This is a genomic window from Streptomonospora halophila, from assembly GCF_039542725.1.
In the GTDB taxonomy this organism is placed as follows: domain Bacteria; phylum Actinomycetota; class Actinomycetes; order Streptosporangiales; family Streptosporangiaceae; genus Streptomonospora; species Streptomonospora halophila.
In genome coordinates this window covers 26140-41461 of the sequence record NZ_BAABIK010000012.1, presented here as the reverse complement: position 1 = coordinate 41461, position 15322 = coordinate 26140, and the positions used below count along the sequence as shown (strand labels likewise).

Annotated in this window: 11 protein-coding genes; 5 read left to right on the top strand and 6 right to left on the bottom strand. The window is 75.0% G+C overall.

The window, feature by feature from the left end; genetic code table 11:
* Positions 1–51: 51 nt before the first annotated feature.
* Both ABEA15_RS11990 and ABEA15_RS11985 read right to left on the bottom strand, forming a co-directional pair.
* On the bottom strand, positions 52–1380 hold the full coding sequence (locus ABEA15_RS11990) for an alanine racemase (RefSeq protein WP_345556689.1): 1329 nt from the start codon (positions 1378–1380) through the stop codon (positions 52–54).
* 112 nt (positions 1381–1492) lie between these two features.
* Positions 1493–2770, bottom strand: coding sequence for an amidohydrolase family protein (locus ABEA15_RS11985; protein WP_345556688.1), 1278 nt, complete (start codon positions 2768–2770; stop codon positions 1493–1495).
* A gap of 155 nt (positions 2771–2925) precedes the next feature.
* On the opposite strand from ABEA15_RS11985, the gene ABEA15_RS11980 reads away from it, so the two are divergent.
* Both ABEA15_RS11980 and ABEA15_RS11975 read left to right on the top strand, forming a co-directional pair.
* Positions 2926–4071: a sugar kinase gene (locus tag ABEA15_RS11980; RefSeq protein ID WP_345556687.1), complete on the top strand. Its 1146-nt coding sequence runs from the start codon at positions 2926–2928 to the stop codon at positions 4069–4071.
* A 13-nt stretch (positions 4072–4084) separates the two neighbouring features.
* Entirely contained in the window at positions 4085–4852 is a 768-nt protein-coding gene (locus ABEA15_RS11975; protein ID WP_344147219.1) for an IclR family transcriptional regulator, read from the top strand.
* A 498-nt stretch (positions 4853–5350) separates the two neighbouring features.
* Here ABEA15_RS11975 and ABEA15_RS11970 read toward each other — a convergent pair whose 3' ends face one another.
* Both ABEA15_RS11970 and ABEA15_RS11965 read right to left on the bottom strand, forming a co-directional pair.
* The gene (locus ABEA15_RS11970) at positions 5351–6832 is read right to left on the bottom strand and encodes an aldehyde dehydrogenase (NADP(+)) (protein ID WP_345556686.1); all 1482 of its coding nucleotides are present in this window, start codon (positions 6830–6832) and stop codon (positions 5351–5353) included.
* A 509-nt stretch (positions 6833–7341) separates the two neighbouring features.
* Entirely contained in the window at positions 7342–8325 is a 984-nt protein-coding gene (locus ABEA15_RS11965) for a hypothetical protein (protein ID WP_345556685.1), read from the bottom strand.
* A gap of 419 nt (positions 8326–8744) precedes the next feature.
* Here ABEA15_RS11965 and ABEA15_RS11960 point away from each other — a divergent pair, with 419 nt between their 5' ends.
* On the top strand, positions 8745–10196 hold the full coding sequence (locus ABEA15_RS11960) for a GntP family permease (protein ID WP_344145435.1): 1452 nt from the start codon (positions 8745–8747) through the stop codon (positions 10194–10196).
* Positions 10197–10341: 145 nt separating this feature from the next.
* Here the strand turns inward: ABEA15_RS11960 and ABEA15_RS11955 are convergent, their stop codons facing one another.
* Together ABEA15_RS11955 and ABEA15_RS11950 are read right to left on the bottom strand one after the other, a co-directional pair.
* Positions 10342–11112 carry an IclR family transcriptional regulator gene (locus tag ABEA15_RS11955; protein ID WP_344145433.1) on the bottom strand — a complete coding sequence of 257 codons (771 nt, stop codon included), beginning with the start codon at positions 11110–11112 and terminating at the stop codon, positions 10342–10344.
* Between the two features lie 240 nt (positions 11113–11352).
* Positions 11353–13089: an IlvD/Edd family dehydratase gene (locus ABEA15_RS11950; protein ID WP_344145431.1), complete on the bottom strand. Its 1737-nt coding sequence runs from the start codon at positions 13087–13089 to the stop codon at positions 11353–11355.
* Between the two features lie 203 nt (positions 13090–13292).
* Between ABEA15_RS11950 and ABEA15_RS11945 the strand changes: the two genes are divergently transcribed.
* Positions 13293–14093 carry an IclR family transcriptional regulator gene (locus tag ABEA15_RS11945; protein WP_344145428.1) on the top strand — a complete coding sequence of 267 codons (801 nt, stop codon included), beginning with the start codon at positions 13293–13295 and terminating at the stop codon, positions 14091–14093.
* A 272-nt stretch (positions 14094–14365) separates the two neighbouring features.
* Complete coding sequence (locus tag ABEA15_RS11940; protein ID WP_345556684.1) at positions 14366–15304, top strand: fumarylacetoacetate hydrolase family protein; 939 nt, start codon at positions 14366–14368, stop codon at positions 15302–15304.
* Positions 15305–15322: the final 18 nt, after the last annotated feature.

Genomic DNA, 15322 nt, shown 5'->3' with positions numbered 1-15322 from the left:
GCACGCGGTCCACGGCGGCGCGCGGTCGGCGGTCGGACGCCGAACCGCAGGTCAGAACAGGGTGCGGACGGCGTCGACCACCCGGTCCCGGGAGTCCAGGACGGGGATCAGCGGCCACTTGTCGAAGACGGTGCAGGCGTGCGACAGGCCGAGCTCGACCACGTCGCCGACCCGCGGCGCCGCCTCGCCCGCGCCCTCATCGACGTCGAGGAAGCCGTGGTGGTCGTTGAGCTCGACCACGCGGACTTCGTCCTCCAGCGGGACCCGCCCGCCGTCGCGCAGGAGGGCGCGGGGGCGGGGCAGGTCGATGTCGAAGGACACGTCGCGCTTGCCGACGCCGAGCAGGGCCCGGCCCGGCTCCGGGCACGAGAGCACCCGGGCGTAGCAGGTCAGCGCCGGCCGCAGCGGATCGGGATCGGCGCCGCTGCGCAGCGGCGACGCGCGCTCCATGAACATGTCGTCGTGGGTGATGTAGCAGCCCGAGCGGATGACGGGCCGAAGCGGGCGCGAGAGCTCCGGCAGCGCCGCGAGCGCCTCGGCGGCCAGGTCGGGGTAGGCGCTGCCGCCCGCGGTGACGACGATCTCGTCGGCGGCAAAGAACAGCCCTTCGGCGTCGGCGCGGGCGGTGAACTCGGCCAGGCCGGCCAGCCACGCGCGGACGCGCTCGGGCGCGTCGCCGTCGCGGCGCTGGGGAAGCACCCCCTCGTAGCCTTCGACACCGGCCAGGCGCAGTCGATCGGCGGCCGCGATCCGGCGGGCGAGGTCCAGGGCGTCCTCGGTGCCGCGCACCCCCGTGCGGCGCCCGGACACGCCCAGTTCCAGCAGCACCGGGAGCGGGCGGGGCGCGTCCGCCATCGCGGCCTCCAGCGCCGCCGCCCCGGCGGCGGAGTCGACCAGGCACATCGGGGTGAAGCCGGGGTCGGCCAGCTCTTGCGCCAGCCAGGCGAGCTGAGCCGGTTCGACCACCTCGTTGGCGATCAGGACGCGGCGGGCGCCGAACCGGCGCATCACGCGGGCCTGGGCGACGGTGGCGGCAGTCAGCCCCCACGCCCCCCGGTCCAGTTGTGCCGACCACAGGTGCGGCGACATCGTGGTCTTGCCGTGCGGGGCGAGGTCGGCGCCGCGGTCGGCGCACCAGCGGGCGAAGCGGTCGAGGTTGTGGCGCAGCGCGTCCTCGCGCAGCACGACCGCGGGCAGCCACAGGTCGTGGAGCGTCAGCCCGGCCGCGCGCACATCGGCGGCGCTTGCGGGGCTCGCGGGCAGCGACCGGGCCTCGACGGGTTCGGAGTCGAGGACGGCCAGCTCTCCGGCGGGCAGGCCGGAGCCGGCGAGGGCGGACGGCGGGCCGCCGCGCGGCGGGGCGGATGCGGGTTCGGTCATCGGGTGTGCGGCGCGCCGTCCCGGCCTGCTTCGTGCGGGGCGCGCGCCGCCTCCCTCCCTTCAGGACGGGCTGGTTGTTCGGCGGTCGGCGGCTGCTGTGCGGGTGCGGCGGTCATGCGCCGTCCCGGGGGAAGGGCTCGTCGAAGTCCTCGGGGCGCTCCAGGCGCCGCACCGCCGACCGGGTGCGCCGTACGCGCTCGTTTTCGGCGCCGCTCTGCGCCGGGCTGAGCGGCACCCACGGCGCCGGGGGCTCGGCCGCGCACGGGGGCAGCGGGCGGCCGCCGACGTAGGTCGCCGTGTTGGTGAGCCGGACCGGCGCATCCCGGACGGTGCCGTGCACGTCGACCACGGGGAAGCGGCCCTCCTCCAGGTCGAAGACGGCGATGTCGGCCGCGGCGCCCGGCGCGAGCGTGCCCGCGTCCAGCCCGAGGGCTCGCGCGGGGCGCACGGTCGCGGCCGCGACCGCCTCGGACAGGCCCACCCCGGCGGCCGTCAGCTTGGCCATGACCGTGGGCAGGTCGAACGCGGGGCCGTGCACCGAGCGCGCGTGCAGGTCGGAGGATGCGGTCGGACGCACCCCCTCGGCCACCTCGGTCTCCAGCACGTCGAACGCCAGGGCGCCGGATCCGTGGCCGAGGTCGAAGACCGCGCCGGCGTCCAGGGCGCGGCGCGCGGGGTCGGTCAGGCGGCCGCCGGAGACCAGGTCCGAGGGGCAGCCGGAGGCGCAGTGGGTGAGGATGTCGCCTTCGGCCAGTACGGGCGCGATGTCGGCGATCGTCGGCGGCCCGTAGCCGACGTGCACCATCAGCGGGCGCTCCAGACGCCGGGCGAGCGCGGCGGCGCGGTGCAGCGGCTCCAGGCCGTGCCGGCCGACCGTTCGGGCGTCGATGCGCGCCTTGACCCCGCGCACGAAGTCGCCGTGGCGGGCGGCGACCGCGGCCGCGGTGTCGATGTCGAGGTTGTCCAGCGCGTGGTGCTCGCCGGTCTCGGCCACCAGGCCGAGGGCCGAGACGTTGATCAGCGCGTGTACGCGCACCCGCGCCGGTTCGGCGGCGAACCGGCGCAGGCCGTCCATGCTGTAGGCGCCGGCGGAGCCCGCGTCGACCCAGGTGGTGACGCCGGTGCGCCAGGCGACCGGATCGGGGTCGACGCCCCAGTAGGTGGCGCCGTGCCAGACGTGGGTGTGCATGTCGACCAGGCCGGGCGTTACCAGGCGGCCGTCGGCGTCGACGACCTCGGCCGCCGCGTCGGCGGCGGGTGCCGGGCCGCTGCCGGCGCCGTGCCGCCGCACCTCGGCGATGCGGCCACCGCGGACGGCGACGTCGGCGACCGCGTCGAGTCCTGACGCGGGGTCGACGACGCGGCCTCCGCGCAGCAGCAGATCCCACATTCCCGCCTCCGAGAGCCGATCGGTGTCGCAGTGACTGCGCCGGTGTGTTGCGGCCTGCGCAGCAATGTTGCGTATGTGTCAGCAAGTGCTTAGCATTTCGCCGAGACAATGGTCAACAAGCGGCGGTTCAAAAACGGCCGACGGGGAGGTCCCGCGTGAGCAGTGATCACCAGCCGGAGGCAGGGGCCGCGCCCGGCGGCGCCGAGGCGGTGTGCGTCGGGGAGACCATGGCGCTGCTGGTGCCCGAGCCCGGTACGCCTGAGCCGGGCACCTCCCGGTTGCTGGGCGATCCCCCACCCGGCTACCGGCTGGAGATCGGCGGTGCGGAGTCCAACGTCGCGGTCTATCTGGCCCGGGCGGGCCACCGCGTCGCCTGGCACAGCGCCCTGGGCGACGACCCGTTCGGCCGCCACGTGCTGGCGCGGCTCGGGGCCGAGGGCGTGCACTGCGCCGTGCGCACCGACCCGCAGCGCCGCACCGGCCTCTACGTCAAGGAGCCCGACGGCGCCGGCGGCACGCGCGTGCGCTACTACCGCACCGACTCGGCCGCCTCGGCCCTCGGTGCCGCCGACGCCGCGCGGGTGCGCGCCGCGCAGCCGCGGCTGGTGCACACCACGGGGATCACCGCCGTGCTCTCCGACAGCTGCCGCGAGCTGGTCGACGGCCTGCTGGACGGGCTGATGCCGGGTACCCTGCGCAGCTTCGACGTCAACTACCGGCCCGCCCTGCACGGGCCCGCCGAGGCGGAGCTCGTGCTCCAGGCGGCACGCCGCGCCGACGTGGTGTTCTGCGGCCTCGACGAGGCGGCCGCGCTGTGGGGCGCGACCGAACCCCACGAGGTGCGCGACCTCCTGGACGGTCCCGGTGGCGACCGCGGCGGCGGGACCCGCGGCGGCCCCGGCCTGGTGGTCGTCAAGCAGGGAGGGCGGGGAGCGACCGCTTTCCGCGGTGGCGAATACTGGTACGAGCCCGCGCCGGCGGTCACCGTCGTCGAGCCCACCGGCGCCGGCGACGCCTTCGCGGCGGGCGTGCTGCACGGACTGCTCACGGGAGCGGGGGTGCAGGAGTGCCTGGCCGGGGGAGCGCGGCTGGCCGGAGCGGTGCTGCTGGTGCCCGGCGACATCCCGCCGCGGTCGGACACCGGTGACGGCGGGTTGGCGGAGGGCGGCGACGGGGTGTCGTCGGCAGGCGGCGGGTTGTCGGCAGGCGGCGGCGAGTCGCCCGTAGGCGGTGCCGAGCAGGGGTTGTCGCCGCAGTGGGACCGCGCGGCCCGTGGGGCGAAAGCGCGGCCGAGCGAGTAAGGAAGGGGCCCGGATGTCCAGCAGTGTGGAACGAGCCCTGCGGATACTCGTCGAGCTGGCCTCGGGGCCGGCGACCATCAGCGACCTCGGACGGCGGCTGGACGTGCACCGCACGACGTCCCTGCGCCTGCTGCGCACGCTGGAGGAGGAGCGGTTCGTGCGGCGCATGGAGGACGGCCGCTACCGGATCGGACCGCGCATGACCAGCCTCGCGCAGGTCGCGCTGGAGGGCTTGGACGTGCGCGCCGCGGCGGCCGGCCACCTGCGTGAGCTGGGCACCGCTTGCGGGCATACCGTGCACCTGGCGGCGCGCGAGGGCCGCGCCATGGTCTACCTGGACAAGGTGGAGTCGAGCCACGCGGTGCGCATGTACTCCCGCATCGGAGCCCCCGCTCCGCTGCACGCGACGGGCGTGGGCAAGGCGGTCCTGGCCGCGATGCCGCAAGACGAGCGCGACGGGCTGCTGGGCGAGCCGCCCTACGACCGCTGCACCCCCAACACCCGCACGACCCGTGAAGAGCTGGCCGCCGACCTCGCCGAGGTCGCCGATCGGGGATGGGCGCTCGACGACTTCGAGCACGAGGAGTTCATCCACTGCGTGGCCGCCCCGATCCGCGACGCCGCGGGAACGGTCACGGCGGCGGTCTCGGTCTCGGCGCCGAACATGGTCCTCGACCGTCCGCAGCTTCTTGATCTGGTACGGCCCTTGCAGCGGACCGCCGCCGCCATCAGCGAGGAACTGGGGTGGAGCCCCGACGTGAGCGGCTCGGGCGCGCACTGAGCCCTCAGCCGAGCAGCCGTGCGCGCAGCGCCGCAATGTGGGCGCCGAACACCCCGGCCAACCGGCCTATCCCACGTGGCCGCGGCGCCGACCTCGGCGAGAGAGGGCAGGAGCATGGCGACCAGCCCATACGGTCGCGCCCCGCGGCGCCGTGGAAGAGCACGTCCCGGGGCGCTGCGGCCGAGAGTCGAAGACCGCGCCGCAGCGGGTCGCGCCGCCGCTGCGCGTCGGCAGCCGGCTGAGACCGCGCGTTCTGTGGAAGCCGTGCCAGTAGGCGCGTCCACGTGTCCGGTCCACGTGTCCGATGGTGCCCCGCGCGACGGGGGCGGCGAGGGCGGTGGGTGGCTCAGCCCGCGGGGATCGGTTCGGGTGCTTGCTGGTTGAGCAGGCGACGAGGGCGGCGAGGGCGGTGCACGTCGCGGCCGCGCCCGGGCGGATGGGCGCGGCCGCGACGTGGGCTGGGCCCGGGCGGGCTGGGCCCCGGTACCGACGGGAGCCTCAGGGCAGGCGGAGCTCGCCGTCGATGCGGCGGGGGATGCCGAGAGGGTTGCCGTCGCGCAGGGCCTCGGGCAGGTGGTGCTGGGGGATCTGCTGGTAGCACACCGGCCGCAGGAAGCGGCGGATCGCCGTGCTGCCCACCGATGTGTGCAGCACCGACGTGGTCGCGGGGTAGGGGCCGCCGTGGTGCATGGCGTGGGTGACCGAGACCCCGGTGGGCCAGCCGTTCCACAGCACGCGGCCCGCGCGGCGGCGCAGGCGGTCCAGCAGCGGCCCCGCCTGGTCGTCGCTGTCCTCGCCGTGCACGGTGGCGGTGAGCTGGCCCGGCAGGGCGTCGGCGACGCCGAGCGCCTCGGCCGGGTCGGTGTAGGTGACCACCAGCGAGACCGGGCCGAAGCGCTCCTCCAGCAGGTCCTCGGAGTTCTCCAGGAACCGCGTGGCCGTGGTGCGCACCAGCGACGGCGTCCACACCGACGTCCCGTCCGCGTCGTCGTGCCGGCCGCCCTCGACCAGGACCTCGACCGCGTCGTGGCCGGCCAGCGACCGGTAGCCCTCGGCGTAGCCGTGCTCGATCCGCTCGTTGAGCATCGGCGCGCCCGGGCGCTCCCGGACGGACTCGGCCAGGGAGTCCATCGGGGTCCCCTCGGGCACCAGCAGTACGCCTGGCTTGGTGCAGAACTGGCCCGTGCCCAGGGTGAACGAGTCGGCGTAGCCGCTGAGGATCTCGTCGGCGCGCGCCTTCGCCGCGGCGCGGGTGACGAAGACGGGGTTGAGGCTGCCCAGCTCGCCGTAGAAGGGGATCGGGTCGGGGCGGCCGACCGCGAGGTCGTGCAGCGCCCGGCCGCCGGGGATCGACCCGGTGAACCCGACGGCGCGGGTGAGCGGGTGCAGCACCGCGCTGCGGCCGGTCTCCTGGCCGAGGACCACGGAGAAGACGCCGTCGGGCGCGCCGGCGGCGCGCAGCGCGGCCGTGACGACCTCGCCGGTGCGCACCGACAGCTCCGGGTGGCCGGGGTGGGCCTTGACGACGACGGGGTTGCCCGCAGCCAGGGCCGAGGCGCTGTCGCCGCCGATCACGCTGAAGGCGAAGGGGAAGTTGCTGGCGCCGAACACCACCACCGGTCCCAGCGGCTCCAGGATGCGGCGCACGTCGGGACGCGGGCCCACCGGCCATTCGGGGTCGGGGTGGTCGACGGCGGCCTCCAGGTAGGCGCCGTCCTCCAGCACCTCGGCGAACAGCCGCAGCTGGAACGTCGTGCGTGCCAACTCGCCTTTGAGCCGTGCCTCGGGCAGGCGGCTCTCGCGCCGGGCGATCGGCACGAGATCGTCGGCCGCCGCGTCGACGGCGTCGCCGACGGCGCGCAGCATGGCGGCGCGCTCGCGCGGTGCCAGGGCGCCGAACGCCTCGGCCGCCTCGGCCGCGGACTCCAGGATGCGGTCCAGCTCCGCGTCGGTGGTGTCACGAATACCGGTCTGGGTCATCGTCTGCTTCCTCGCGTTGGCGTGCGGTCGGATGGAATGCGCTTTCCGTTGTTGTTCCTACCACGGCTGCGCCGCGACCGGGGCGACCGGAGCCGTCCCGCTCACGCCCGGCCCGCCCGGGAGCCGCAGGGCGGCCGGCGGCGTCGGGGGACCGATCGGCGGGCGCCTCCTCATCCCGGCCTGCCCCGCTGTCGGCCCCGTCACCCGTGCGCCCGCTGACCGGGGGTGTGTCGCCGATCGCCATTCTGCCGCGCGGGGCGCCGAGAGCGGCAGGCGGCCTGCGGGAGCCCCGCTCCCGCCGCGTCGTCGGAGCCCCGGCGGGGCGCGGTGCGCAGCCGCCGGTCGGGGCCGGTCGGGCCGGTCAGGCCGGTCGGGCAGGTGGGCGCAGGCCCGCCGGTGGCGCCGCTGCACGAGTATGCCGCACCCCGCTGGGCCCGCCGGGCGGGGGCACCCGTCGGGCGCCGCCCGCCGCGGACGTACCGTCGAACGCGACACGGAGCGGAACCGCGTCACGCCGATGCGCTCCCCCCCGCGAATCCGGTGGGCGCGAAGCGGGCGCACCCGGGCTGCTCGCGCCGGCCCGGTGCGGACATCCGCGGCGGGTCCGGAGTGCGCGCGAGCGCGTCCAGGCCCAGGCGCGCGCGGCGGACCCGTTCGCGGGACGAGGCCGCCACCACCGCGCTGAGCTGCTCGCCCGCGGGATAGACGTCGGGCGCGTTGCGCAAGCCGAACTTCACGTACACCGGCGCCGCCGCGCGGATGATCCCGGCGATCTCGTGGTGGCGCACGAACCCGCCGATGTTGTCGGGCGCCTCGACGTAGAAGTCCAGGGTCACCGGTCCGGCCGCCCGCAACTCGGCCAGCTGGTGCAGGCTCAGGTCCGAGGGGACATTGACGGTGTCGGCGCCCAGGCGCTCCTGCACGGCCAGCGCCGCCGGGTTGACCGGGCCCGCCATCACCGAGACCTTCAGCTGCAGGTCGGCGGGCAGGTCGCCGTCGGCCCGCCTGCTGTGCAGCACCCACAGCAGGCCCTCGTCGGCCACCAGCAGGCTGCGCACGCCCAGCGACGCCGCCCGCTCGGCCTCGGCGACCCCCGCTTCGAGCTGCGCGGCGCCTCTGCTGCGGGAGGAGGCCGAGCCGGCGGCGCTGTCCCGCGCGGCGCCGATGTCCCAGTTGGCGCCGGGGCGGGCGAACAGGCACAGCTCGACGCCGGCCTCCGCGCACGTCCGCACCATCTCGGTGATCTCGCCGTCGGTCAGCATGGTCACGCCCGACCCCTGCGAGACGCGGTGGATCGGCACCTCCCACTCCGCGGCGGCCGACAGCACCGCCTGCAGCGCTCCCGGGCCCTCGACGCTGGGGATCTCCAACCGCCAGGCGCCCCCGTCGGGGAACGCCAGCGGGGAGGCGGGCGGTTCTGCGTCGGTTGCGGGCAGGCCGAGCGCGTCGAGCGCGGCGCGGCCGGGGGGCGGGTGCGGCGCGGAGTCGGTCATGGCGGTCCTCACGGCGGGGGCGACGGGTCGGAGGGCGGAGTCCGCCGGCGCAGGGGCGGCGGAGCGTCCGGGATGCACTCTGTTCTGTATACCGAACGATGTTCTCTATATCGTCACTGCACCTTATGGGTGGCGCGGGAGCCGGTCAACGGGAGGGTGTCCGGCGCACCCGACCGGTGATGCGCGCCACTGGCCGGGTTGACCTGCCGCACACCGCGAATCTAAGGTGACGAAATAGCAGACGTCGTCCGAAATATAGAACACCGAGGTGCGGCGATGCACCGCCACCGCACGCCCCTCACGATCAGCGGCGCCCCCAGCCGCCCCGGCCCCCGCGCCGCCGGCGGCCGCGCCCCCCGCCCCCGACGGCGCGCACCGACGCGCGCCACCGCAACCAGCCCTCGGACAGGTCCCCATCCATGGCAGATACAGCGAACCTCCCCACGGCATGGCTCCTCGCCGTCGCCGTGCTATCCATCGCCACCCTGCTCTTTCTCATCATCAAGGTGCGCCTGCACGCCGTCCTCGCGCTGATCCTGGTCAGCGCCGCGACCGCGCTGGCCACCGGAACACCTCCGGGCAAGCTCGTACCCCTGCTCCTCGACGGGCTGGGCTCGACACTCGGCGAGGTCGTCCTGCTGATCGGGTTCGGCGCGATCCTCGGCCGGCTCATCGAGGTCTCCGGCGGCGCCCAGGTGCTCTGCGACGGGCTCACCCGCCTGTTCGGCGAGCGCCGCGCGCCGCTCGCGCTGAGCGTCGCCTCACTGCTGTTCGGCTTCCCGATCTTCCTGGACGCCGCGTTCGTGGTGATGCTGCCCATCATCTTCTCGGTCGCCCGGCGCATGGGCGGGTCGGTGCTGCTCTACGCCCTGCCGGCCACCGGCGCCTTCCTGGCCATGCACGCGCTGCTGCCGCCCCACCCGGGACCGGTCGCGGCCACCCAGCTGGTCGGCGCGGACATGGGCGTCGTGGTGCTCACCGGCCTGCTGGTGGCCCTGCCCACCTGGTACGTCAGCGGCTACCTGCTCGGCCGTTGGCTGGGCGCCCGCAACGATGTGCCCATCCCGGCGATCCTGGGCGGTCCCGGCGCCGGGTCGGACGGCTCCGCGGAGCGCAGCGGCCCCGCGGACGGCGGCGGCTCCGGCCCCGGGCAGCAGGAGCCGGTCGCCCCGCCGCGCATGCCGGTGCTGCTGTTCCTGCTGCTGCTGCCGGTGGTGCTGATCTTCGTCAACACCGGACTGGAGACACTCGGCGCCGCCGGCGCCGTCGACAAGAAGGCGCTGTGGGTGCAGTCGCTGCAAGCGCTCGGCCAGACTCCGGCGGCGCTGCTGATCACCGTGCTGGCCGCCCTGTACCTGCTCGGGTGGCGCCGCCGCGGCGACGGCGCGTCGCTGGAGCGCCTCATCGACCGCGCGCTGGCGCCCGTATGCACGATCATCCTGCTCACCGGCGCCGGCGGCATGTTCGGTGCGGTCATGGCCGAGAGCCGCATCGGCGACGCGCTGGCCGACGGGCTGGACGCGATGGGTCTGCCGCTCATCGTGGCCGCGTTCCTGATCGCCGTGGTGATGCGGGTGGCCCAGGGCTCGGCGACCGTGGCCACCACGACCGCGGCCGGGCTGCTGGCGCCGGCCGTGCAGGCCGCGGGCGGGCACTCGCAGTTCGAGCTGGCGCTGATCGTCCTCGCCATGTGCGCCGGCGGGATCGTGCTGTCCCACGTCAACGACTCGGGCTTCTGGCTCGTGCGCGGCTTCCTGGAGATGGACACGAAGACGACGCTGCGCACCTGGACGGTCCAGGCCACCGCCGTGGGCCTGATGGCGTTCGCACTGGTGTGCGCGCTTTACGGGCTGTCCGTGCTGGTGTTCTGAGGACGCGCGCTCCGGCGGGTGCGGCTTTCGGGCCGCGCCCGCCGGCTGCCGTGTCCGGCCGCGCCGCCGCGCGCATCCGCCGCACGCACCGATGCGCACCCGCACGCGGCCCGCCCAGCTCCGCCCCCGCTGGGCCTCGCACCCATCAGGCCCGGACGCGCCCGCCCAACGCGGTGGTGAAGCGGCGCGCCCCGTCGGCCACGAGGTCCTCCAGCTCCGCGCGGCGCTCCTCGGACCAGCGGTGCAGCGGCACCGAGACGCTCACGGCCGCCACGACCTGGTCGGTGCGGTCGCGCACGGGAGCCGCCACACAGCACACGTCGGGGTTGGACTCGCAGATCTCCACCGCGGTGCCCGCCTCGCGGACGCGCCGCAGCTCGTCGAGCAGCGCGGGCACCCCGGTGATGCTGCGCGGCGTCATCGGCTCGGGCGGAGTCCGCGCGAGCCGCGTGCGCAGCTCGTGCTCGGGCAGCGCAGCCAGCAATACCTTGCCCAGCGCGGTGCAGTGTGCCGGGATGCGCCCGCCCAGGGTGGAGACCATCCGCACCGCGTGCGAGCTGTCGACCTTGGCGACGTAGACGATGTGCACGTCGTCGAGGACGGCCACGTGCGAGGTCTCGTTGCACGCCTCCACCAGCTCGCGGGCGGTCTGCCGGCCGGTGCGCGCGGTGTCGAGCCCTTCGGCGTAGGCGCTGCCCAGCCGGAACAACTGCAGGCCGAGCCGGTAGCGGCCGGGGATCTCGGGGTGGGGATCGAGGTACTGCCGGTCGACCAGGGTGTGCAGGAGCTCGTGCACCGTGGTGCGCGGCAGGTCGAGCTCCTCGACCACCTCGGGCGCGCTGACCGACTCCCGCCCGTCGGTGAACAGCTCCAGGATGTCCAGGGCACGCAGGAGAGCGGGGGTGCGGCGGGCCATCGGCGTGCGGTCCTCCCTGAGGGCGGCGGAACGCGCCCAGGCTAGGCTGCGGACCCGCCCGGGCGCGAACGGGGTCCTTGCAGGCCGAAGTATAGAACGATATTCGATATTTGGCACAGCTACGGCAGGCGAAGGCACCGGAAGCAGGTCGGCCGGCCGGTCGCTCGGTTCCCGCCTCCGGTGCGCTCGGACCCGCACAGCCCCCGGAGGCGCACACGGCGCGCGCTCGGGGGAGCGGGGTCAGTGGGACTCGCGCGGGACCTCGTGGCCGCTGGAGCCGACCAGGAAGTCCAGGTCGGCGCCCCGGTCGGCCTGGAGCACGCGTTCGCAGTACAGGCGCACCCAGCCGCGGTCCGAATGCGGGCGGGGCGCAGCCCACTCGGCGCGGCGGCGCTCCAGCTCGGCGTCGTCGACGTGCAGGGTCAGCGTGCGCGCCGGGACGTCCAGGCTGATCTCGTCGCCGTCGCGCACCAGCGCCAGCGGGCCGCCCACGGCGGCTTCGGGCGCGGTGTGCAGCACCACCGTGCCGTAGGCGGTCCCGGACATGCGCCCGTCGCAGATGCGCACCATGTCGCTCACGCCTTGGGCGAGCAGCTTGGAGGGCAGCGCGACGTTGCTGACCTCGGGCATGCCGGGGTAGCCGGCCGGGCCGCAGTTGCGCAGCACCAGCACGGTGTCGGCGTCGACGTCGAGCTCGGGGTCATCGGCGACCGCGTAGTACTCCTCGGGGGAGTCGAAGACCAGCGCCCGACCGCGGTGGACGAGCAGGTGCGGGCTCGCCGCCGACTGCTTGACCACCGCCCCGGAGGGCGCCAGGTTGCCGCGCAGCACGGCGGTGCCGGTGCCGGCGGGCTGCAGCGGGTCGTCGATCGGCCGGATGACCTCGCGGTTGTGGCACTCGGCGGTGCGCGCGGCCGCCCCGAGGGGCTCGCCGGTCACCGTGGGCGCGTCGGCGTGCAGCAGCCCGCCCAGTTCGGCGACGACCGCGGGCAGTCCGCCCGCATAGCAGAAGTCCTCCATCAGGAACCGGCCGCTGGGCATCAGGTCCAGCAGCGTCGGCACCTCGCGCGCCAGCACGTCGAAGTCGTCCAGGCTCAGGTCCACGCCCAGCCGCCCGGCGATCGCCAGCAGGTGGATGACGGCGTTGGTGGAGCCGCCGATGGCGGCGTTGATCCGGATCGCGTTCTCGAAGGCCTCGCGGGTCATGATGGAGGAGGGCCGCACGTCCTGCTCGACCATCTCGACGATGCGCCGGCCCGAGCGCTGCGCGGCGGCGTAGCGCCGGGCGTCCACCGCCGGCCACGTCGCGGCGTAGGCCGGCTGCATGCCCAGGGCCTCGGCCATGCACGCCATCGTCGAGGCGGTGCCCATGGTCATGCAGTGGCCGTTGGAGCGGGACATGCACGACTCGGCGAAGGAGCAGTCGGCCTCGGTCATCCGCCCGGCGCGCACCTCCTCCTCGAACTTCCACACATGGGTGCCCGAGCCGATGTCCTCGCCCCGGAACTTGCCGTTGAGCATCGGCCCGCCGGTGATCATCAGCGCGGGCAGGTCGGTGCTGGCGGCGGCCATCAGCAGGCCCGGCGTCGTCTTGTCGCAGCCGGAGAGCAGCACGACCCCGTCCAGCGGGTTGGCGCGCATCAGCTCCTCGGCCTCCATGGCCAGCAGGTTGCGGTACAGCATCGCGGTGGGCCGCAGCACCGTCTCGCCCAGGGCCATGACGGGGAACTCCAGAGGAAAGCCCCCGGCCTGCCAGACCCCGCGCTTGACCGATTCGGCGACACGGGAGAGATGGGCGTTGCAGGGGGCCAGCTCCGATCCGGAGACGGCGATCCCGATGACCGGGCGGCCGTCGAAGACCTCGTCGCTGAAGCCCTGGTTGCGCATCCAGGACCGGTAGAGCATCCCCGACCGGCCGCTCGCGCCGAACCAGTGCGTGCTGCGGCGGTCGGATTCGTTCTCGTCGGTGCTGGTCATTGCGGGCACTCCTCTGCGGTGTCGTGGCTGGCGATGGGGACCGGCCCGGGGACCGGCGGACCTCGGCGCCCGGTCGCGGGCGTGCTGTGCTCGGGCGGCGGGTGCGGCGGCGGCCCGTGTTCAGTATGTTGAACCCGCGGCGGGGTGCCGGAAGGCGGCTCCCCGCATCGGTGATCCGACAGGCGCGGGAGGTGGCCGCGGGCATGGACGACGGAGCGGCGCAGGGTGAGCGCTCGCTGGCGCCGGCGGTCACGCGGGCGGCGGCCATCCTCGACATGCTCGCCGAGCGGCGCGGCCGGGCGGTCTCGCTGGCCGAGCTCGCGCGCGGGCTCGGCGCGGCGAAGTCGTCGGTCTCCAACGTCTGCGGCGCGCTTGCGGAGGCCGGGCTGGTGCGCCGCACCCCCGAGGGCTTCGGGCTGGGGCGGCGCCTCGTGGGCTACGCCGAGGCCTACCTGGCCGGCGTCGACATCGTCCGCGAGTTCCAGGACGTCTGCCGCGAACGCGACGACTGCCAGGAGGAGACCGTCCAGCTGGCGGTCCTCGGCGAGACCGGGCTGGAGGTCGTCTACCTGGCGCGGCGCGACGGGCGCCACCCGGTGGTGCTGGCCTCGCAGATCGGCCGTCCGCTGCCGGCGACGACCACCGCCACGGGCAAGGCCATGCTCGCCGAACTGCCCCCCGCGGAGCTGGCCGCGCGGCTCGATGCGGCGGGACCGCTGCCGCACCCCACCGCCGAATCCATCACCGACCCCGACGAGCTGCGGCGCGACCTCGACGCGGTGCGCGAGCGCGGGTACGCCCTCGACTCCGGCGAGACCCTGGAGGGCCTGCTGTGCCTGGCGGCGACGGTGCCCGGCACCGCCACGCGGGGGCAGGCGGCGGCCGTGAGCTTCACCGGGCTGGCCACCGCCGCTTCGGCGGGACGGCAGCGGGAGCGGGCGGAGCGGCTGCGCGGCCTGGCCGGCGACCTCGGCGCGCGCATGGGCGCCCCCGAGCCCCGCTAGCGCGGCGGCCGCCGCGGTGCCCGTCCGGCGTACGCGCTCCCTCACGGCCGGGGTCCCGGACGCGGTGCACTGCGCGTCGGTCCCGGGTGTTCAACATGTGGAACGGAAGTCAGCATGATGAAAGGGACGTTAAGCGGCCGTTGTGGCGCAGGTCAAATTCCCGCCCGCGGGTGATGTACGCCAGTGGCCGTTCGGTGTTACGTTCAACATGCCGTTCACTGTTCTGCATGTTGAACGGTTGTGTGGAGCCGAGCGACGGAAGGGTGCGAACAGTGCGCGGGATTCTCCGCTACGCCGATGCCGACGGGCGCGTGCGCGTAGGACTCGGCGACGACGATGGCGAGGCGGTCGTTCGTCCGCTCCCCGACGTGCGCGACATGGCCGATCTGCTGGGCAGACCGCTGGCCGAGATCCGCGAACTGGCCGCCGCCGCGTCCGGCGAGCGGCTCGCGGCCCGGCTGGCGGACGTCGCGGTCCTGCCCCCCGTCGACGGCGGCACCGAGGTGTGGGCCGGCGGCGTGACCTACGAGCGCTCCCGCGAGGCGCGCGGCGAGGAGAGCGACAGCGCCGACCTCTACGACCGCGTCTACGACGCCGACCGCCCCGAGCTGTTCTTCAAGTCGGTCGCCTGGCGGGTGGTGACCGACGGCGAGCCCATCGGCGTGCGCGCCGACTCCGCCCTGGACGTGCCGGAGCCCGAGCTGGCGCTCTTCGTCAACGCCCACGCGGAGATCGTCGGATACGGCGTCTGCGACGACGTCAGCTCCCGCTCCATCGAGGGGGAGAACGCCCTCTACCTGCCCCAGGCCAAGGTCTACGCCGGAGGGTGCGCTCTCGGCGCCTTCGTCAGACCGGTCTGGGAGCTCGACGACCCGCGCGCCGGTGCCGTGCGGATGAGCGTGCTGCGCGGCGGCGAGGAGGCGTTCACCGGCGAGGTCGCGCTGGCCGGCCTGCGCCGCAGGCCCGAGGACCTGGTCTCCAGCCTGTTCGACTGCTATCCCTTCCCCGACGGCGCCGTCCTGGCCACCGGAACCGGAATCGTGCCGGACATGGATTTCACGCTGCAGGAGGACGACGTGGTCGACATCGAGATCACCGGCGTGGGCTCCCTGCGCAACACCGTGGTGCGCGGCCAGCGCGCGCTGGACTGGCTGGTCGCCGCGCGGAGCGAGCCGGCGCTGCGCGGTCCCCGCGCCCCGCTGCCCGAGTGACGTACGGAGGCCGGTGCG

Coding starts and splice junctions, on each gene's coding strand:
- ABEA15_RS11990 (WP_345556689.1), bottom strand. CDS start 1,380: ATGACCGAACCCGCATCCGCCCCGCCGCGCGGCGGCCCGCCGTCCGCC.
- ABEA15_RS11985 (WP_345556688.1), bottom strand. CDS start 2,770: ATGTGGGATCTGCTGCTGCGCGGAGGCCGCGTCGTCGACCCCGCGTCA.
- ABEA15_RS11975 (WP_344147219.1), top strand. CDS start 4,085: ATGTCCAGCAGTGTGGAACGAGCCCTGCGGATACTCGTCGAGCTGGCC.
- ABEA15_RS11970 (WP_345556686.1), bottom strand. CDS start 6,832: ATGACCCAGACCGGTATTCGTGACACCACCGACGCGGAGCTGGACCGC.
- ABEA15_RS11965 (WP_345556685.1), bottom strand. CDS start 8,325: ATGACCGACTCCGCGCCGCACCCGCCCCCCGGCCGCGCCGCGCTCGAC.
- ABEA15_RS11960 (WP_344145435.1), top strand. CDS start 8,745: ATGGCAGATACAGCGAACCTCCCCACGGCATGGCTCCTCGCCGTCGCC.
- ABEA15_RS11955 (WP_344145433.1), bottom strand. CDS start 11,112: ATGGCCCGCCGCACCCCCGCTCTCCTGCGTGCCCTGGACATCCTGGAG.
- ABEA15_RS11950 (WP_344145431.1), bottom strand. CDS start 13,089: ATGACCAGCACCGACGAGAACGAATCCGACCGCCGCAGCACGCACTGG.
- ABEA15_RS11945 (WP_344145428.1), top strand. CDS start 13,293: ATGGACGACGGAGCGGCGCAGGGTGAGCGCTCGCTGGCGCCGGCGGTC.